This is a genomic window from Streptomyces sp. NBC_01439 (assembly GCF_036227605.1).
GTDB lineage: Bacteria > Actinomycetota > Actinomycetes > Streptomycetales > Streptomycetaceae > Streptomyces.
In genome coordinates this window covers 3,061,669-3,081,461 of sequence record NZ_CP109487.1, presented here as the reverse complement: position 1 = coordinate 3,081,461, position 19,793 = coordinate 3,061,669, and the positions used below count along the sequence as shown (strand labels likewise).

The following is a 19,793-nucleotide window of genomic DNA, read 5'->3' as shown; positions in this document are numbered from 1 at the left end:
CGGCCCCGGCCGTTGCGTGTACGGTTCTGGTGACCCTGCCGAGCGACGGCCGGCAGGCCACCGAACCCGCACCGGCGGGACATCCGGAACTGCATGTACGTGGGGACTCTGTCCTTCGATCTGCTCCTCGGCGACGTTCACTCGCTGAAGGAGAAACGCTCCGTGGTCCGGCCCATCGTGGCCGAGCTCCAACGCAAGTTCTCCGTGAGCGCGGCTGAAGTGGGCGACCAGGACCTGCACCGCAGGGCCCGGGTAGGGGTCGCTCTGGTGAGTGGGGACGCGGGGTTCCTCTCGGACGTGCTCGACCGCTGCGAGCGGCTGGTCGCGGCGCGTCCGGAAGTGGAGCTGCTGTCCGTACGACGGCGCCTCCACGGTGATGAAGACTGATAGCAAGACATAAGAAGGAGACGGACCAGTGGCCGACAATGCGCGGGCGAAGAAGCTGGCGGACCTCATCCGGGAGGTGGTGGCGGAGAAGCTGCAGCGCGGAGTCAAGGACCCCCGCCTCGGTACGCACGTGACCATCACGGACACCCGGGTCACCGGCGACCTGCGGGAGGCCACGGTCTTCTACACGGTCTACGGTGACGACGAGGACCGCGCCAGCGCGGCAGCGGGCCTGGAGAGCGCCAAGGGCGTACTGCGCTCCGCGGTCGGCCGGGCGGCGGGCACCAAGTTCACGCCCACCCTGACCTTCGTGGCGGACGCACTCCCGGAGAACGCCAAGACCATCGAGGACCTCCTCGAAAAGGCGCGGACCTCCGACGCCCAGGTGCGCGAGGTGTCCTCCGGCGCGCAGTACGCCGGCGACGCCGACCCGTACAAGAAGCCGGGCGACGAGGACGACGAGGACGCAGCCGCGGAATGAGCAACAACGCAGGGAAGACTCCGGACGGTCTTGTCATCGTCGACAAGCCGTCCGGCTTCACTTCGCACGACGTGGTCGCCAAGATGCGGGGGATCGCCAAGACCCGCCGCGTCGGCCACGCCGGCACGCTCGACCCGATGGCGACCGGCGTGCTGGTCCTGGGCGTGGAGAAGGCCACCAAGCTCCTCGGCCACCTCGCGCTCACGGAGAAGGAGTACCTCGGCACGATCCGCCTGGGCCAGGACACCCTGACGGACGACGCCGAGGGCGAGATCACCTCCTCCACGGACGCCACCGGGGTCACCCGGGAAGCCGTGGACGCGGGCATCGCCAAGCTGTCCGGCGAGATCATGCAGGTCCCGTCCAAGGTCAGTGCCATCAAGATCAAGGGGGTGCGCTCCTACAAGCGCGCCCGCGACGGCGAGGACTTCGAGATCCCGGCCCGGCCGGTGACCATCTCGTCGTTCCAGGTGTACGACATGCGCGAGGCGGAGGCCGAGGACGGCACGAAGGTCGTCGAGCTCGTCGTCTCCGTCGTCTGCTCCAGCGGTACGTACATCCGGGCCCTCGCCCGTGACCTGGGCGCCGACCTCGGCGTCGGCGGGCACCTGACCGCGCTGCGCCGCACGCGGGTGGGCCCGTACAAGCTCGACAAGGCACGGACCCTGGACCAGCTCCAGGAGGAGCTGACCGTCATGCCCATCGGCGAGGCCGCAGCCGCGGCCTTCCCGCGCTGGGACCTGGACGCCCGGCGGGCCTCGCTGCTCGCCAACGGCGTGCGGATCGACATGCCGCAGGAGTACGAGGCCGGCCGCACGGTCGCGGTCTTCGGGCCGCAGGGGCAGCTGCTCGGGCTCGTCGAGAACAAGAACGGAAAGGCGAAGTCCCTCGCGGTCTTCGCCTGACGACCGGGTGTTGACGTGGAGCGGTGAGCGCACATGGACTGCCGCTCACCGCTCCACGACCCCCCTCGGGTAGGTCTCTATCCACCCGGGCCCCTCTATTCACCCGTCCGAGCAGGCGCTCGGAGTGATGGAGGGAGCGCAAGGGGGCGCTTTCGCCTCGCGTGCTTTTCGTGCTGATCTTCACCTGCCTACCGTCGTGAGCACGGGGCGTTGCGCGGGAGCAGTGCGGGGAGTGGTGCGGCCATGGCGGAGCTCGTCCAAATCTGCGATCCCGCCGGGCGGGTGCGCGGCAGCGGATTCGTCGCCGACGACCGCGGGACGGTGGTCACCGGTCACGAGGCCGTCGACGGGCTGACCCGGGTGGTGCTCCGCGCCCCGGGACCCGCCGGGCGGACCTGGCTGGCCGACGCGGCGGACGTGACCGCCCTGCCGGGGCTCGCGCTGGCGCTGGTACGGACCGACGGACTCGGGATGCGACCGCTCCCGGTGGCGCTGCGCGAGGCGATCGATCCCGGTACCTACGTACGGCTGCCCGCGCGGGGATGGCGGCAGGCGCGGGTACTGGGAAGCGTGCAGGTCAGCTACCTGGCGGCGGACCGGTCCCACGCGGTGCCCGGGGGCGCGGCCGTGGAGCTGGCGATCGGCACCGACGGCCGGGACGCACTGCTGCTGGGAGGGGAGGCCTGCGGGGGCCCGGTGCTCGACGCCGGGACCGGAGCGGTGCTCGCGGTGGTGGGCACCGCCCTGCGGGCGGAACACCGCTCCGGAGGATTCGCGGTGGCCCTGCGGGCAGCGGCCGACGCCGACCCGGACGGCCCCCTGACCGCACTGCTGGAGCGCAATGCCGCGACCGTGCCCGGCCACGGCGCCGACCTGAACCTCGCCGGGGCGCTGGAACTGACCGCGACCACGCTCGGCGCCCATGTCCCCCCGGACGGGCCGGAACCCGTGGAGCGCCCGGGCACCTCCGCCGAGCTGGCCGCCTTCACCACCGGGGACCGCCCGGTCCTCGGCCTCGTGGGAGACCCGGGCACGGGCCGCACCACGGTCCTGGCCGCCCTGGCCGTACGCCGCGCGCGGGGTGCCTGCCCGGCGCCGACCCTGTGGCTGCGCGGCGCGGACCTGCGCGCCACCGACACCTCCCTGGCCGACGCGGCGACACGGGCCCTGACCGAGGCGGCCCGGATCGTCGCGGCTGCCCACGCCTCCGGCGGGGCCCGGTGCGTGTCGGGGCGGCCCCCGGCCACCGCCGGGGCTGACCGGGTGCCGGAGCCCTTCTCGCTGCCCGACGCCGGCCAGCGCGCTGGTTCCGGCGGGGCCGGGTGCGTGTCGGGGCGATCCCCGCAGGGCGCCGAACGCACTGCCGCCCGACCTTCCGACCCCTCGTCACGTTCGGTGCCCGAGGAGACGCCCCGGCGCGCGCCCGGCCCCGCTGGAACCCCGCCCGCGCCGCGCACCCAGCTGGAGCCCGGCCCCGGCGGAACCACGCCGCCCGAGCGGCGCAGCCAACCGTCGGGAGCCGCAGCCCACCTCGCGCACGTGGTCGCCCGCGCCGGCCGCCCCCTGCTGGTCGTGCTCGACGCCCCGGAAGAGATGCCGCCGGAGCTCGCCCACCGGCTCGGACCCTGGACCACCGCCACGGCCCAGTGGCTGCACGCGACCGGGACCCGTCTGGTCGTCGCCGCCCGGCCCGAGTACTGGGAGGGCGCCGGCGCCCTCTACCCGCCCGCCGCGCTGCACACCCCGGCCCGGCCCGCCCGGCGGCTGCCACCCGCCCTCCCGCTCGCTGACCTCGACGCCACCGAGGCCGAGACCGCCCGGGCCCGCCTCGGCATCCCCGCGGACGCCGTCCGGGAGGCCGACGCCTGCCACCCGCTCACCCTGCACCTGCTCGCCGGGGTCCGGGCCGCCGAGGTCACCGCCGGTCGTCCCGGCCGCGACGAGGTCTTCGCCGCGCACGTGGACCTGCTGTGCCTGCGCACCGCCGTCCGCATCGCCGCGGCCGGTGCCGACGCAGGGGGCGCCCAGGTGCACGGGCCCGGGGTCAAACGGCTCGCGGCGCGCGTGGCCGGTCGGGTCCACGAGGCCGCGCGGCGCGCTCTGGGACCCGGACAGGGGCAGCTGGACCGGGCCTCCTTCGAGGAACTGTTCCCCTGGCGCACCGGCTGGGCCTCCGCCGTGCTCACCGAGGGACTGCTCGTACCCGCCGGGCCCGGCTACCGCTTCGCCCACGAGGAGCTGTCCGACTGGATCCAGGCCGGCCACCTGGACGTTCCGACGGCCCTCGGCCTGCTCGTCCACGGCCCCGCCGAGCCCGGGCCGCCCGTGCCCCGGCACCGCATCGGGCCCGTCCTGGAAGCCCTGCGCAGGCTCGCCCCCGACCGGCTGCGCGGCGAGCTCACCGGGCTGGTCCACCGGCTCAACCGTTTCACCGAGGAACCCGAGCGGGCCACCCCGGACCGCGCCTGGTGGGCCGCCCGGCTGCTGCGCGAAACCCTGCTCCGGGCCCCCGACGCCCGGCCCCACCTCCCCGTGTTGCACGCCCTCGCCGAGCACGTGGCCCGCGCCGGCCCGGGGGAGTTCGGCGGCTGGTTCTGGAACCGGCTGCGACTGCCCGAGCCCGACCGCCTCGACCTGCTGCGCCGGCTGCTGCCCGCCGACCCCGCCGAAGCGGTCCCCGGCGACCGCTACCTCGACGCCGCGGCCCGCCGCCTCGCCCGGGACCCGCAGCGCGCGCAGCCGCTGCTCTGCGCCTGGTTCACCGACGGGCGCCGGCTGCGCGGCCGGCCCGGGGCCACCGTCGCCACCGCCGCGCAGGCCCTGCTGCACACCCACCGGGGCCTCGCCGTGGACGACCTCACCGAGGCGCTCGTCACCGCCGCGCACCCGCGCGCCGACGAGCTGCTCGCCGTACTCGCCGAGGAGGAGCCCTCGGCCCTGTGCCGGGCCGTAGACCGCTGGGCGCACGACGAACGCCCGGGCCGGCGGGTCGCGGCCGCCACCTACGGGCTCGCCACCGCCCCGCACGTGCGCACCCCCGGCGACCGCGAGCTGCTGCGCCACGCCGCCCAGATGCTGCTCGCCCGCCCCGCCGACGCCACCCTGCACGCCAGTGCCCTCGCGATCCTGCTCCGCGACCCGCAGGCGCGCGGCCGCTACCTGCCCGACGCCCTCGCCTGCTTCCGCGATTCCGTGATCGGCTCCCGGTTGCCCGCGGCGGCGCTGGTCGCGGCCCTGCCCGTGCTGCCCGATCCGGGCGAGGTGTTCGCCGCCCTGCGGGCCCGGGCCGACGGGGAGGTGGTGCGCGCCCTGGCCGCGCTGACCACGCCGGGGCTGGCCCGGCGCGCCGGTGACCTCGTACGGGAGCACCTCGCGCGCAACCCCGGGGACGCGCCGCACGCCGCCTTCTTCGTGGACAGGCGGCTCGACCAGGGCCCCGCCGCCGCCTTGGTGGTGCGGCCCCTGGTCCTGGAGCTGCTCCTCGGTGCCCCGGCCGTGGTGCGGTCCGCGCTGGCCGTCGTACTGGCCGCGCCGGGCTGCGAGGCCTCGCACCCGCTGCGCGGGGAACTGGCCGACACCCTGCTGCGCGAGGAGGTCGATCCGCAGGTCCTCGACGCCTTCCTCGGAGCCGTCGCGGCCGGGGCCTCCGGGCGCGCGGAGGACCGTACGCGGGAGCTGCTGAGGCGCACCGGGCGGCAGTTGCTGCGGGCCCCGGGCGGGGCGGCGGTCTTCGAACGGCGGACGGTGGAGCTGGCCCGGGCCGAACCGGCCTTCGGGGCGCTGGTGGCCCGCTGGCAGGCGACGGCGGAAGCGGAGGCCGCGGCCCTGCTCGGGCCGAGCGCCCGGCGGACGGTGGAGACCCTGAGCAGGGCGGCCGCGGACGTGACGTGACGACAGACACGGTGGCGCGTCCAGTCAGATGCCGATGCGGGGCACCGGCCACCGGCATGGCAGTCTTAGACCTGCAATCGGCAATCAGTTCAAGGACTAAACGGGTTCGGGCGAGGAGCGGTCACAGTGCAGCGCTGGCGTGGCTTGGAGGACATCCCCCAGGACTGGGGACGCAGCGTCGTCACCATCGGCTCCTACGACGGCGTGCACCGGGGACATCAGCTGATCATTGGGCGTGCGGTGGCCACGGCGCGCGAGCTCGGCGTCCCCTCCGTGGTGGTCACCTTCGACCCGCACCCCAGCGAGGTGGTCCGCCCCGGCAGCCACCCGCCGATCCTGGCCCCGTACGACCGGCGCGCCGAGCTGATGGCCGGGCTGGGCGTGGACGCGCTGCTGATCCTGCCGTTCACGGCGGAGTTCTCCCAGCTCTCCCCGGCCGACTTCATCGTGAAGGTGCTCGTCGACAAGCTGCACGCGCGCGCCGTCATCGAGGGCCCGAACTTCCGCTTCGGCCACCGGGCCGCCGGGAACGTCGACTTCCTGCGCGAGCTGGGCTCCACGTACGACTACGAGGTGGACGTCGTGGACCTGGTCGAGCGGGGCGAGGCGGGTGGCGGGGTGCCGTTCTCCTCGACGCTGGCACGCAGGCTGGTCTCGGAGGGCGACATGGACGGCGCGGCGGAGATCCTGGGGCGTCCGCACCGCGTCGAGGGCGTGGTGGTGCGCGGTGCGCAGCGCGGACGCGAACTCGGCTACCCGACGGCGAACGTCGAGACGCAGCCGCACACCGCGATCCCGGCGGACGGGGTCTACGCGGGCTGGCTGACGGCGGACGGTGAGCGGATGCCCGCGGCGATCTCGGTGGGGACGAACGTGCAGTTCGACGCGACCGAGCGGACCGTGGAGGCGTACGCGATCGACCGCGTGGGGCTGGACCTGTACGGGATGCACGTCGCCGTCGACTTCCTCGCCTACGTGCGGGGGATGGCGAAGTTCGAGTCGCTGGACGGGCTGTTGGAAGCGATCGCGAACGACGTGAAGCGGGCGCGGGTGTTGACGGACGCGTACGACTTGAAGCGCTGACGAACGAAGCGCAAGGGCCCGTACCACCCTCGGGGTGGTACGGGCCCTTCGCTGTGTCGCCGGTCAGCCGAGGCGCGGGTCGCGCGGGGGCTGCTGGGGCTGGGGCGGCTGTTGTTGCGGGGCCTGGGGCTGGGGTTGTTGCCAGGGCTGGCCGGGCTGGGGGTACGGCTGGCTGTAGGGCTGGGGCTGGGGTTGGGGCGGCTGCTGGTACGGGGGCTGGCCCTGGGGCTGGCCGTACGGCTGCGGCTGCTGAGGGGGCTGGTGCCCATAGGGCTGCTGAGGAGACTGGGGCTGCTGCGGCGCACCCCAGTGTCCCTGCGGGGCCTGCTGCTGGGCCCGCAGGAAGTCCTCGGCCACGAGTGCGGAGAGGTTGAAGTACGCCTCGCGCGTCTTGGGCCGCATCATGTCGAGATCGACCTCCGCGCCGGCCGCGAGGTGCTCGTCGAACGGCACCACGACGACACCGCGGCAGCGGGTCTCGAAGTGCTGCACGATGTCCTCGATCTTGATCATCTTGCTGGTCTCGCGGACCCCCGAGATGACGGTGAGGGAGCGCGAGACGAGGTCGGCGTACCCGTGCGCGGAGAGCCAGTCGAGGGTGGTGCTGGCGCTGCTGGCGCCGTCCACGGACGGGGTCGAGATGATGATCAGCTGATCGGCCAGGTCCAGGACGCCGCGCATGGCGGAGTAGAGGAGGCCGGTGCCCGAGTCGGTCAGGATGATCGGGTACTGGCGGCCCAGCGTCTCGATGACGCGGCGGTAGTCCTCGTCGTTGAAGGTCGTGGAGACGGCCGGGTCCACGTCGTTGGCGATGATCTCCAGACCGGAGGGCGCCTGCGAGGTGAACCGGCGGATGTCCATGTACGAGTGCAAGTACGGGATCGCCTGGACCAGGTCCCGGATGGTGGCGCCGGTCTCGCGGCGGACCCGACGGCCGAGCGTACCGGCGTCGGGGTTCGCGTCGATGGCCAGGATCTTGTCCTGGCGCTCGGTGGCGAGGGTGGCACCGAGGGCGGTGGTGGTCGTGGTCTTGCCGACGCCGCCCTTGAGACTGATGACGGCGATCCGGTAGCAGGACATGACCGGGGTGCGGATCAGCTCCAGCTTGCGCTGGCGCTCCGCTTCGGCCGCCTTGCCGCCGAAGCGGAACAGGCCGCCGACGCCGTTGTTGTTCTTGGGCTTCTGCTTGTTGCGCAGCAGGCGGTCGGACGACAGCTCGACGGCGGCGGTGTAACCGAGGGGCGCCCCGCCGCCGGTCTGGCCGGCCGAGTAGCGCGGGTCGTGCGGTTGCGGCTGCGGCTGGGGGTGCTGTTGGGGCTGCTGCGGGGGTTGCTGCTGCCCGGGCCCGGCCGACCACTGGCCGACGGTGCGCGGGTCGTAGTGCTGGGGTGGCTGGGACTGCGGCAGAGCGGGAGACGGGGGCGGGAACGGGTAGTCGTCCGGGGTCCCGAACGCGGGCGGCGGCGAAAGCAGTTCGCCGACGGGCCCCCCGAACGGGGTTTCCGCGACGGCCGGCGGCGCGTCCGCGGGGCTGACCGGCTCCGGCTCTGGCTCCGACGCCGGAGCCACTACGGGCTGCTCGGCGGGCGGCAGTACGGGCGTTCCCTCGGCGGGAGTGCGCTGCGGTACGGCCCAGGGCGCGGGCGGGACCTCCGCCGCCGGCTCGGCGACCGGCTCCACGACGGGGGCCGATGGAAGGGGCGGGTAGGGCGTGACCACGTCGACGGGCGGCAGCGCGGGGAACGGCGTTACGGGCGGGGGGTCGACGGGAGCCGGCTCCGGAGCGACCTCATCGGCCGCAGGTACGGGTGCGGGCACGTCGGCGACCGGGGTTGCGGCCGGGAACGGCTCGACCGGGGCCGGGGCTTCGAGCCCCGACGGGGCGTTCTCGGCGGGAGCCGGAACCTCGACCGGAACCTCAACCAGAGCCGGAGCCGGCGGCTCGATCGGCGTCGGAGCAGGGGTCGGAGCCGCGATCGGGTAGGACGGCGCCGACTCGAAGGGAGCCGGAACCGGAACCGAGGTCGACGCCTCGGTCGGTGCCGGTGCCGGTGCCGGTGCCGGTGCCGGGGCGGGAACCTCGGCCTGGGCGGGCGCCGGGGCCGGAGTCGAGTACGGCAGTGCCGGAGCCCGGTACGTCGGGGCCGGTTCGACCGGGGCCGCGGGAGCGGGTGGGAAGGGCGCCGGCAGGCCCGCACCGTCGGACGGCGTCCGCGGCACCGGCGGAGCGATCCGCACGGTCGAGGGCGATTCCAGCTCCGACGGGCGGTGGGGCTCGAAGCCGCTGCCCTCGGGGAGGCCCGGAACCTGTGCGGCCGGCGTCCCGCCCTGCATGTACCAGGCCGGCGGGGTGTAGTCGATGGTGAACTCGCCCGTCACCTCGGGCTCCGCGTCGGACTGATCGTCCGTCGGGACGTCCCACGTCCCGCCGCGCCTCTCGTTCCGATCGCCGCTCACTGGTCCTCCTGGTCTGTCGAACACTGGTCCGGCGCCCACCTCGCCGCGCCCGGACCCAGCCTAATCGCGCCCCGACACCACTGTCCGCCCCCCTCGGGAGCCGGGTCAGTCGATGCGCCGGGCCCCGCCGAGCAGGCCCGTCTCCGCGTCCGTCCCCTGCGTCATCACGAACTGTCGGTCCCGCGGCGTGCACCACAGGGTCACCCCGTCGCCCAGCGTCGGCAGGGAGTCCACCGCCTGTCTCGGGAGCCGCATCAGGCTGCCGATCTGCTCCGCCTCGTCGGGGGACACCCGCTGCACCCCCACCAGGGACGCCTGCTGGAGCAGGCGCGGCGCCGTCGGGCTCAGGTACGGCAGCAGGGTCAGCACCGACTGCCACGGCCCGGCCACCACGCGCCCGCGCGGCGGCCGCATCCCGCAGTCACGGATCACCAGCACCGGGCTGCCGGCCGAGGCGCCCTGCGGCGGGATCCGACCCACCTCGTGCAAGGTCACGCACTGCTGCCCGCCGCCCGCCGCCTGGGCCAACCCGGACCACGCCCGCCCGCGCCCGGTCTCCACCGCCACGCGCGCCCCCGTGGCCGCCGCGCGCAGCGCCAACACCTGTGCTGTCCACAGGCCGCCGATCAGCGTCACCTCGTACGGCGTCGGCCGGTTGATGCCGAGCACCGCCGACCGGCCCTCGGCGTCCACACCGATGACGACCCCGTCGTCCCCGACGGGCAGTGCCAGCAGGTCCAGGTCCGCGACGGGGACCACGTGCCGCTCCCGTCGCGGGCCGACCAGCCCGAATCCGCCCCTCATCGCGCCCCTCCCAGCGGCAGCGAAGCCAGCAGCCCCGGCACCTGTTCCCGGTCGAGCCGGACCAGCCCGGTCTTCACGCCCCGCGCCGTCCTCTCCAACTCCCGTCGTGCCGCGACCAGTTCCTCATCGCTCCGCCCTGTCACCCGTACGTGTCCGCTCAAGGTGACGCTCTGTCGCTCCGCCGGGGCCATCGTCAGGCTGAAGTTCGTCGCGAGCGCGGGCAGCGAGGTGAGGAGCGCCACGAACTGCGGCAGCGCCGCCGCACCGGCGCCGCCCAGCTGCGGCCAGCGACCTATCCAGTACGTCGTGTGCCGCCGGTCGTCGCAGCGCCAGGTCCGCGAGGTCTCCTCGGTCCGCCGCCCGGTGCTGCTCGACCGCCCGGCCTGGGTGATCGCCATCGGGTTCGCGCACGAGGAGGTGGCCAGCGCCGCCGTCAGTTCCTGCTCGGTGAGCACGGAGGCGGTGAAACCGGCCCCGGCCAGCCGGCTCGCCAACTGGTCGGCCGCGCGCACCAGGCAGCGCTGTGCACCGGCGAGCCCGCCGCCGCGCGCAGTGACCGCCTCGGGGCACAGCTCCGGGTCGAGCTTGAGGGCGATCCAGGTCAGCCGGACCGCCGGGGTGCCCGTCCGGGCTTGCAGCGGCGCGTAGTTGCGGGTCGCCATCGACTGCGCGGGCAGGTGCGGGGCCGGCGCCGGCTGGGTGTGCTGCACGAGCTGCGCGGACTCCAGCCGGATGCCGTCCACTTCGAGGATGTCCCGCACGACGGCCAGCGGCAGCGGCCGCGTCGCCCGGTCGGGCCGCAGCGCGGTGGCGTCCGTGTCCACCTGGACGACCGCGGTCAGGAAGGTCCCGTCGCCGACCATGCCGACCGGACGCCGGTCACGGTCGCTGAAGGTGAGGGTGCGCAGCGCCGGATCGGCCTCGACCAGCGGCGCCAGCCCCGGCTCCGTGCCCGCGGGTACGGTGAAGGCGGCGGCCCGGCGCCGGCGTGAACGCAGTGCGAGCACACCGCCGATCCACTCCGGCAGGGAGCGCTGGTGGCGGCGTACGACGGCGAGCACCACCAGGACGAGTGCGAGCACACCGGTGGGAACCAGCAGCAAGGGTTCGACCACCCAGGCCACCAGGAGTGCGGCTGCCGCGACTTGGAGCAGCACGAGCTGTTGCAGTCGGAACGGGCCGAAGCGGCCGGGGCTCGACTTCGGATGCGGCGTCACCCCGACGCGTGCCGGTGCGGGCGCTCCGGCCTGCTGCTCCGTCGCGGTGGCCATCACTCGCGCACTTCCCCTTTCCGGGGCCAGACCCCATGAGTTCCGGCACTGCGCGACACCTGCCGCACGACCCCGGAATCTCCCCAATCCACCCCAACAAGCCCTGATTGAACCGGTGCGGAAGGGGCTGGGCGGCAGCCTCACCCTACCCGGCCCCTTCATACCGTCCGTCAAGAGGCATAGTAGGTGCCCGGTCCGACAATCGAGGCCCGGGGACCGTACTCACCGGCCGGGCCGTGCGGGGAGAAGCAGGCGGTCATGGCATCACGACGTGATGAGCTCAACGCGTACACCTTTGCGAAGCGGCGCACGGTGGCCGCGTTCCTCCAGCCATCCGCCACGGGCACCGAGGAGGGCGCGCCGCGCCCGCTGCGCGCGGTCCTTCCCGGGCTGATCGTGGGCGCGCTCGTGCTCGCCGGATTCGGCGCCTGGGGCATGTTCAAGCCGACCGCCCCCAAGGGCTGGGCGGAACCGGGGACCAGGGTCATCGTCGGCAAGGACTCGACGACGCGGTACGTGGTCCTGACGACGAAGGTGGGCGGCAAGGATCAGACGCGGCTGCACCCGGTCCTGAACCTGGCCTCCGCCCGACTCCTGCTGGATCCCTCGAAGTTCAAGGTGATCCAGGTCGAGGACAAGGTCCTCGACGCGGGCAAGCCGCCGCGCGGCCCCATCATCGGCATCCAATACGCCCCGGACCGACTCCCCTCCAAGGACGACGCGGGCAAGGCCAAGCGCTGGGCCGTCTGCCAGCAGCCCGGCGGCAACGGCCGGGGCGTGCAGACCGCCACCTTCGTCCTCGCCGACCGCGAGGCGGCCAAGACGGACGACACCCGCAGGCTCACCGACACCCAGGCGCTGTACGTGCAGAGCACGGCCGCCGGCCAGGAGCGCTACCTGGTCGACGCGGCCGGTACGAAGTACAAGTTCCCGGAGGGCACCCCGGCCGCCGGGACGATGACCAATGCGCTGGTCGGCACGGGCGCCACCCCCCAACAGGTCAGTCCGGAATGGTTGGGGACCCTCAACTCCGGCGACGACCTGTCGTTCCCGCAGCTGCCCGGCAAGGCCAACACCGACGCCGGGGTCAAGGGGCTGGGCACCGCCGACAACAAGGTCGGGATGGTGCTCAAGGCGCAGACCGGCTCCGGCGCACAGCACTACGTGGTGCTGCCCGGGAAGGTCGCACCGGTCTCCGACTTCGTCGCCTGGCTGCTGATCTCGGCTCCCGCGACCGACGGCCTCAACATGCACGGCAAGCCCCGCGAGGTCGACCTCCAGTCGATCAACCCGGACGCCGCCCCGTTCGCTGGCGACATCAAGTGGCCCCAGAAGAAGACCGAACGGATCAACCAGACGGCGCCGCCCGCCGGCAACCAGACCGGCGGGGCCAACAACCGCGACACGGTCTGCAGCGTCCTGCGTTCGGTCGACGGGCAGGGCAACCAGACCCTGAGCACGTGGGCCGGCACCGGCTTCCCCATCGACATCACCGCCAGCGGCACCAGCGCGTACGTCACGCCCGGCTCGGGCCTGCTGTACACCCAGGTCCAGGGCAAGCAGACCACGGCCGGCGGCTCCCTCTTCCTGGTCACCGACACCGGGCTGCGGTACGCCGTCCAGGCCAACGGCGACAGCGACGCCGAGCAGTCGAAGATCGGTGCTCCCGACCAGTCGAAGGCCGGTGCGGACGGCCGCCCCGAGGCCAGCCAGGCGCAGGTCCGGCTCGGCTACGGCGGCATCAGCCCGGCCATGGTGCCCATCGCCTGGTCGGAGTTCCTCTCCAAGGGGCCGCGCCTGGACACCAACTCCGCCCGTCAGCCCCAGGGTTCGTGAGGAAGCCGGCGATGACCCTGACCCACGCGCCCCGGCGGGCCCTCCTGGCTGCTGCCTTCGTCCTCACCCTGGCCCCGGGCGGCACGGGCACGGCCGCCGCGGCCGGATCCACCGCGCCGCAGTCCCCGTACGCACCCGTGCCCTCCGGGCAACTCCCGCACGCACTCGGCCTCGACGGCGCGGGGGAGTGCACCTTCCCGATGAAGAAGCAGATCGAGGACCGGCCCTGGTCCCTCCAGCGACTGCTGCTCGACGAGTTGTGGGCGCAGACCAAGGGCAAGGACAAGAAGGGCAACAGCGTCCGCGTCGCGGTCATCGACACCGGCGTGGACCGGGCGAACCCGCAACTCAGCGCGGCCATCGACACCGGAGCCGGCAAGGACTTCGTCGACCCCAAGGGCGGCGACGGCACGGTCGACACCATCGGCCACGGCACCAAGGTCGCCGGGCTGATCGCGGCCCGCCCCCAGCAGGGCACCGGCTTCGTCGGCCTGGCCCCGGAATCCACGATCATCCCGATCCGGCAGAACGACGGGCAGGGCAAGGGCAACGCCGCGAACCTGAGCCAGGCCATCGACCACGCGGTGGCCAAGGGCGCCCAAGTGATCAACATTTCCCAGGACACCGACGCACAGCTGTCCGCCGAATCCGATCTCGGCAAATCGGTCCAGAAGGCCATCGCCGCCAACGTCGTGGTGGTGGCCTCGGCGGGCAACGACGGCCTGAGCGGCGAGAAGCGCAAGACCTACCCGGCGGCCTTCCCCGGCGTGCTCGCCGTGGCAGCCTCGGACCGCAACAACGAGCGCGCCGGATTCTCCCAGCCCGGTGACTTCATCGGGGTGGCGGCGCCCGGCGTCGACATGGTCTCCACCGTTCCCGGCTTCGGCCAGTGCATCGACAACGGCACCAGTTTCTCCGCGCCGTACGTCGCCGGCGTCGCCGCCCTGCTGCGCGCCGAGCACGCGGATTGGTCCGCGCAGCAGATCGTCTGGCAGATCCAGAACACCGCCGAACGCGCGGTCAACGGTCATGACGACTACGTGGGTTGGGGCGTCGTCGACCCGGTGCGCGCGCTCTCCCGCGACCAGGAGGCCCCGAAGGCTCCGGTCCCCGACCCCGGACCGCCCCCGGCGGCCGCCCCCGAGGCGGCGCCGTTGCGACTCACCGAGACGGCACAGGAGCGCGAGGAGCGGTTCGGCACGTACGCTCTCGGCATCGGCGCGATCCTGATCGCCGTCATCGCCGGTACCGCGACGGTCGTCCGGGATGCCCGCGGCCGCCGACGCCGTTTGCAGTGAACGGTCACAGTTCATCTACGGAAGCGCCCCACCGGTGTTGGGGGCGGGCAGTGAACTGGCTAGAGTGGCAACAGGCTTCACGAGTGTGATCGGGGGATCGCGTGAAGCGGAGGGGGAAGGCCCGGGCGCGTGGTTCACAACCGCGCCGGGCACGTCCGCTCCGCTGCGCAATCCGCCGGTGCTGCCGGCGAATTGAGAAGTGAGGAGCTTCGATGAGCACGAACACCTTCGGACTTGCAGACGATCCGGTCGTCCAGGCGAAGAACAAGATCGAGCAGACGGCCAACGCCGTCACCACGCAGGCCCGCGAGCTGGCCGACATCCTGGCCACCGTGAGCGCCGGCTGGACCGGTGTGGGTGCCTCGGGCTTCACGTCCGCGCAGACCATGGTCAACGAGGACCACGACGAGATCCGCCGGATGCTCGGCGTCCTGCACAACGCCGTGGCGCAGACCAAGAACCTCAGCAACGCCCAGGACGACGAGGTGCGCGCCGCGTTCAAGGCCGTTCAGAGCCAGTCCGGCAACAGCTCCGGCCTCAACAGCGTCTGACATCGGGCCCTTCACCACCCGGCCGCACCGACAAGGAGAAGAACATGGCTAACGACGGGCACACTCGGGTCCGGTACGAGACGGTCCAGCAGATGGCGGACCGCATCCGCACCGTCTCCAAGAACATCCTCAAGGACCTCGAGGAGATGGACTCGGCCCTGAAGGTCGTCACCGACACCTGGGACGGTACCGCGCACGAGCAGTACGTCCAGCTGCAGACGAAGTACAAGGGCAAGGCGGACAGCATGCAGAAGCAGCTGGAGCACGTGGCCCAGCTGATCGAGCGCGGCAAGGGCGACTACCGCGCCACCGACGTGAAGGCCTCGCGCCTGTTCACCGAGGCGTACTGAGCCGGGACCCGTGAGGGTCCGTACGTGCCGAAGGGGCGCGCCCGCACCGGGCGCGCCCCTTCGACGTGTGCTCCAGGACCCTCACTCAGGCTGTGGACGGTCGAGGTCGAACTCGCCGTCCCTGGCCCCGAGCACGAAGGCCTCCCACTCGGCGGCCGTGTACCGCAGCACCGTCTCCCGGTCCAGCGAGGACCGCATGGCCACCGCGCCCTCGGGGAGCCGGGCGATCTCGACCCGCTCCTCGTCGGGGCTGGTCCCGGGCGGCCCTTCCCACTCCACACCGCTGATGTCGAGCGCGTACAGCTCGTCCTTCTCCTGCTGGGTGCCCATGGGCGGCCTTTCCCTCGGTGACGCGGTCTTCACGGCCGATTATCGGGGTTGCGCCACCGGCCGGGACAGCTTTCCCCGGATGCCCCGATGCCCCGATGCCCCGAAGCCCCGAAGTTCCGATCCTCCGGTGGCCGGCGGCGATGCCGCCGGCCAGCGGACGGACGGCTCACATGCCGCCCGGCATCCGGCCGAGCTGCACCAGCGACGTCCCCCGCCTGCGCGAGACGAAGCTGGCCCGGCCCGGCGGCATCGGACGCGGCCGCACCGTGCCCACCAGATCCCCCTCGGACGGGTCGCCGGACAGCACCAGACCCTGCGCGCCCAGCTCCTTGATCCGCTGCATGAACGGCTCGTACAGCGAACGCGAGGCACCCGCCGAGTTGCGCGCGATGATGAAGCGGACGCCCGTGTCGCGGGCGAAGGGCAGGAACTCCACCAGCGGCGCCAGCGGATTGCCCTGGCTCGTGGAGACCAGGTCGAAGTCGTCGATGATGATGAACACGTCCGGGCCCGTCCACCAACTGCGGTCGCGCAGCTGCTGCGGAGTGACGTCGGTCGGCGGCTGCCGCCGCGAGAACACCCCGCCCAGCGCCTCCATGTGCATCTGCAGGGAGCTCGCCATCGGCGCGTACTCCAGCAGGTGCTCCTCCGGCAGCGCCCCGAGCAGGCTCCGCCGGTAGTCGCCGACGACCAGACGCGCCTGGTCCGGCGTGTAGCGCTCGGAGATCTGCTTGGCGATGAGCCGCAGCAGGTTCGTCTTGCCCGACTCGCTCTCACCGAAGACGAGGAGGAAGGGATCGGACTCGAAGTCGACGAACACCGGCTCCAGGTCGATCTCGTCGATGCCGATCGCGATCCCGCGGCCGGGGTACTCCCCGCCCTTCGGCAGCTGGTCGGAACGGAGCAGCCGCGGCAGCAGCCGTACGCCGGGAGCCGCCTGCCCCGCCCAGCTCTCCTTCACCGCGGTCACGAAGGAGGTCGTGGCCTCCGACAGGTCGGCGGCCTCGTGCGAACCGTCGATCCGCGGCAGCGCGCCCAGGAAGTGCAGCTTCTCCGCGACCTGGCCGCGGCCGGGCATCCCCGTGGGGACGTTCGCCGCGACCTTGCGGTCGAACTCGGAGTCCATCGTGTCGCCGAGGCGCAGCTCCAGCCGGCTGAGCATCTGGTCCTTGAGCGCGGCCCGCACCTCCATGTACCTCGCCGCGGTGATCACCACGTGGATGCCGTAGCCCAGACCGCGGGAGGCGATGTCCGTGACGATCTGCTCCAGGCCCTCGTACTCGCCCCGGAAGTTGCCCCAGCCGTCGACGACCAGGAACACGTCGCCCCACGGCTCGTGCGGCAGGTCACCGGCCGCCCGACGGCGCCGGTAGGTACCGATCGAGTCGATGTTGTTCGAGCGGAAGAACTCCTCGCGGCGGTTGAGGATGCCCACCACCTCCGCGACCGTGCGCCGGACCCGCTCCGGGTCCAGGCGCGAGGCGATCCCGCCCACGTGCGGCAGTTCGGCGATCGACGACAGGCTGCCACCACCGAAGTCCAGCCCGTAGAACTGCACCTCGCGCGGGGTGTGGGTGAGCGCGAACGAGGAGATCAGCGTCCGCATCAGCGTCGACTTGCCCGACTGCGGACCGCCGACCACCATCATGTGGCCCGCCGCACCCGAGAAGTCCCGGTACAGCACCTCGCGCCGCTGCTCGAACGGCTTGTCGATGAGGCCGAGCGGCACGACGAGCCCGCCGGGCCGCGTGTACCCGTCCGCGTGCAGCCCGCGCTCCGGGCTCGGCGCCAGCGCCGGCAGCAGCTGGTCCAGCGGCGGCGCCTGGTCGAGCGGCGGCAACCACACCTGGTGCGCCGGCACCCCCTGCCCCTCCAGCCGGCTCACGATCACGTCCAGCACCGTGTCCGCCAGCGCGTCGTCCTCCCGCGGCGCCTGCGCCGCGAGGTACGCAGGATCCGGGGCCGCGTACACCACCGGCACCGGGGCCGCCGTGAACAGCGCGGGCCGCCGCTCCACCGGGAACTGCCCCACCGACAGGTCCGGCCCGCCCGAGCGGTAGGTGCCCGAGACGTACGCCGCCTTGAAGCGGGTCATCTCGTCCGTACCGAACTTCAGATAGCCCGAACCCGGCACCGACGGCAGGTGGTAGGCGTCCGGCACGCCGATCGCCGTCCGCGACTCCGCCGCCGAGAAGGTCCGCAGACCGATCCGGTACGACAAGTACGTGTCCAGCCCGCGTAGCTTGCCCTCCTCCAGGCGCTGCGAGGCCAGCAGCAGGTGCACGCCCAGCGAACGGCCGATGCGGCCGATCTGGATGAACATGTCGATGAAGTCCGGCTTCGCCGTCAGCAGCTCGCTGAACTCGTCGATGACCAGCACCAGCGAGGCCAGCGGCTCCAGCGGGGCACCCGCCGCGCGGGCCTTCTCGTAGTCGTGGATGTTCGCGTAGTTGCCCGCCGAACGCAGCAGTTCCTGACGTCGCTGCAGCTCACCGCGGATCGAGTCGCCCATCCGGTCCACGAGCGTGAGGTCGTCGGCCAGGTTGGTGATCACCGCCGCGACGTGCGGCATCTGCCCCATGCCCGTGAAGGTCGCACCGCCCTTGAAGTCGGCGAGCACGAAGTTCAGGGTCTCCGACGTGTGCGTGACCGCGAGCCCCAGCACCAGCGTGCGCAACAGCTCCGACTTGCCGGAACCGGTCGCACCCACGCACAGACCGTGCGGCCCCATGCCCTCCTGCGCGGCCTCCTTCAGGTCCAGCATCACCGGAGCGCCGTCCTCACCGACACCGATCGGCACGCGCAACCGCTCGCCGGCCGACCTCGGCCGCCAGGTCCGCGCGACGTCGACCGCGGCCGCGTCGCCCAGGTTCAGCAGGTCGGTGAAGTCCAGATTGGCCAGCAGCGGCTCGTCGTCGTCCCCGCCGCCCGTGCGCATCGGCGCCAACTGCCGGGCCAGCGCCTCCGCCGCGGGGAGCGACAAAGCGTCCGGCACGCCCTCGTACGCGACCCCCGCGCCCGACTCCAGACGCAGCCGGCCCGGCCGCACCACGACCGACAGCCCGCCGCGCGGCTCGTCCAGCTCGCCCGCGACCACCTCGACGATGGTGACGCCCTGCAGGCCCTCGGCCGCCGCGAACACCGAGTCCGGCGGCACCATGCCACCGTCCAGCACGACCACCAGGTGCGGCTGGTCCAGCACCGGGGACACCTCGCGGCTGAACCGCGGCCGGCCCTCCAACCTGGACGCCAGCAGCCCCTCCAGCTCGGCGAGGTCATCGCCGAACAGCCGCTTCGTACCGGCCCCGTCGACCTGCCCGGGGACCTGCGCGTGCGGCAGCCACTTCGTCCAGTCCCACGAGGGCACCGCACCCGGCGCCGCCACCACGGCCACCATCAGGTCCTCGGGGGAGTGCAACGTCGCCAGCTGCGCCACCATCGCCCGCGCGGTACTGCGCGCGGACTCCGGCTCCCCGGACACCGTCACGTGGTAGAAGGCGCGGATCGACAGCGCCATCGGCAGCCCGTCCAGCGAGGAGTGCACCTTCAGGAACCGCTGCATCGCGCCCGCGGTCAGCGGCTCCAGCTCGTCCACCGGAGCGGTGTCCGGCGCCACCAGCGGGGTCGCCAGGCGCTGCGCGCCCAGCCCGAGCCGCGCCTGCCCGAAGTCCTGGTCGCCGACCCGCCGCTCCCACAGCCGGGAGCCCTCCGCCACCACCGACCACAACTGCTCCGGTGCCGGGTGCAGATACAGTTGCGCGTCCCGCTGCGCCCGCGCCGTCCGGCGCACCTGACGACGCGTCTGTGCCAGATATTTGAGGTAGTCCCGGCGCACATCGGCCATTTGCCCCTGCGCACCGCGCCGGTGGCGCACCAACTGGGCGACGACCATGGCCACCGTCGACGTCAGCATCAGCACACCCATGATGCGCATGAAGGGGGCCGCGCCCGGCATGAAGAAGAAGACGACGGAGGAGCCCATGCCGAGCATCGGCAGGAGCTGCATCAACATGCCCTCCTGCTGCCCGCGCGGAAGTTCGGGCGGAGCCTCCAGCCGCAGCTCCTCCGCCGGAACCTCGGGCGGCAGGGACCGCGGCGGGCGTTTGACGACGATCTGGCTCACCGGAGCATCAATCCCTCGAAAACGGC

The 19,793-nt window shown here is 73.0% G+C and carries 14 protein-coding genes; 9 read left to right on the top strand and 5 right to left on the bottom strand.

Annotated elements, in window-relative coordinates:
• Positions 1 to 93: 93 nt before the first annotated feature.
• The 5 genes from OG207_RS13155 to OG207_RS13135 all read left to right on the top strand — a co-directional run bounded on the left by OG207_RS13155 (position 94) and on the right by OG207_RS13135 (position 6,747).
• The gene (locus OG207_RS13155; protein ID WP_150259788.1) at positions 94 to 387 is read left to right on the top strand and encodes a DUF503 domain-containing protein; all 294 of its coding nucleotides are present in this window, start codon (positions 94 to 96) and stop codon (positions 385 to 387) included.
• Between the two features lie 28 nt (positions 388 to 415).
• A complete protein-coding gene (rbfA, locus tag OG207_RS13150; protein ID WP_030161465.1) occupies positions 416 to 868 on the top strand; it encodes a 30S ribosome-binding factor RbfA in 453 nt (150 codons plus the stop codon).
• Positions 865 to 1,773: a tRNA pseudouridine(55) synthase TruB gene (gene truB / locus OG207_RS13145; RefSeq protein WP_329098773.1), complete on the top strand. Its 909-nt coding sequence runs from the start codon at positions 865 to 867 to the stop codon at positions 1,771 to 1,773. Before rbfA ends, truB begins: the two co-directional genes overlap by 4 nt.
• A 243-nt stretch (positions 1,774 to 2,016) precedes the next feature.
• Positions 2,017 to 5,664: a serine protease gene (locus OG207_RS13140; protein WP_329098772.1), complete on the top strand. Its 3,648-nt coding sequence runs from the start codon at positions 2,017 to 2,019 to the stop codon at positions 5,662 to 5,664.
• Between the two features lie 126 nt (positions 5,665 to 5,790).
• The gene (locus tag OG207_RS13135; RefSeq protein WP_327382977.1) at positions 5,791 to 6,747 is read left to right on the top strand and encodes a bifunctional riboflavin kinase/FAD synthetase; all 957 of its coding nucleotides are present in this window, start codon (positions 5,791 to 5,793) and stop codon (positions 6,745 to 6,747) included.
• Positions 6,748 to 6,810: 63 nt separating this feature from the next.
• Here OG207_RS13135 and OG207_RS13130 read toward each other — a convergent pair whose 3' ends face one another.
• From OG207_RS13130 to eccE, 3 genes are all read right to left on the bottom strand, one after another.
• Positions 6,811 to 9,204 (bottom strand): SCO5717 family growth-regulating ATPase, encoded by a 2,394-nt coding sequence (locus tag OG207_RS13130; RefSeq protein ID WP_329098771.1) that lies wholly within the window; start codon positions 9,202 to 9,204, stop codon positions 6,811 to 6,813.
• Between the two features lie 105 nt (positions 9,205 to 9,309).
• Positions 9,310 to 10,008 carry a hypothetical protein gene (locus OG207_RS13125; protein WP_329098770.1) on the bottom strand — a complete coding sequence of 233 codons (699 nt, stop codon included), beginning with the start codon at positions 10,006 to 10,008 and terminating at the stop codon, positions 9,310 to 9,312.
• Positions 10,005 to 11,279: a type VII secretion protein EccE gene (gene eccE, locus OG207_RS13120; RefSeq protein ID WP_329098769.1), complete on the bottom strand. Its 1,275-nt coding sequence runs from the start codon at positions 11,277 to 11,279 to the stop codon at positions 10,005 to 10,007. Before eccE ends, OG207_RS13125 begins: the two co-directional genes overlap by 4 nt.
• A gap of 258 nt (positions 11,280 to 11,537) precedes the next feature.
• Here eccE and eccB point away from each other — a divergent pair, with 258 nt between their 5' ends.
• The 4 genes from eccB (at position 11,538) to OG207_RS13100 (ending at position 15,314) form a co-directional block, all read left to right on the top strand.
• The gene (eccB, locus tag OG207_RS13115; protein WP_329098768.1) at positions 11,538 to 13,115 is read left to right on the top strand and encodes a type VII secretion protein EccB; all 1,578 of its coding nucleotides are present in this window, start codon (positions 11,538 to 11,540) and stop codon (positions 13,113 to 13,115) included.
• Positions 13,116 to 13,126: 11 nt separating this feature from the next.
• Positions 13,127 to 14,413, top strand: a complete 1,287-nt coding sequence (gene mycP / locus OG207_RS13110) for a type VII secretion-associated serine protease mycosin (RefSeq protein ID WP_329098767.1) — start codon at positions 13,127 to 13,129, stop codon at positions 14,411 to 14,413.
• 212 nt (positions 14,414 to 14,625) lie between these two features.
• Complete coding sequence (locus tag OG207_RS13105; RefSeq protein ID WP_329098766.1) at positions 14,626 to 14,964, top strand: WXG100 family type VII secretion target; 339 nt, start codon at positions 14,626 to 14,628, stop codon at positions 14,962 to 14,964.
• Positions 14,965 to 15,008: 44 nt separating this feature from the next.
• Complete coding sequence (locus OG207_RS13100) at positions 15,009 to 15,314, top strand: WXG100 family type VII secretion target (RefSeq protein ID WP_030009524.1); 306 nt, start codon at positions 15,009 to 15,011, stop codon at positions 15,312 to 15,314.
• An 81-nt stretch (positions 15,315 to 15,395) separates the two neighbouring features.
• Here the strand turns inward: OG207_RS13100 and OG207_RS13095 are convergent, their stop codons facing one another.
• Both OG207_RS13095 and eccCa read right to left on the bottom strand, forming a co-directional pair.
• Entirely contained in the window at positions 15,396 to 15,644 is a 249-nt protein-coding gene (locus OG207_RS13095; protein WP_329098765.1) for a DUF397 domain-containing protein, read from the bottom strand.
• 166 nt (positions 15,645 to 15,810) lie between these two features.
• Positions 15,811 to 19,767: a type VII secretion protein EccCa gene (gene eccCa / locus OG207_RS13090; protein ID WP_329098764.1), complete on the bottom strand. Its 3,957-nt coding sequence runs from the start codon at positions 19,765 to 19,767 to the stop codon at positions 15,811 to 15,813.
• Positions 19,768 to 19,793 lie beyond the last annotated feature (26 nt).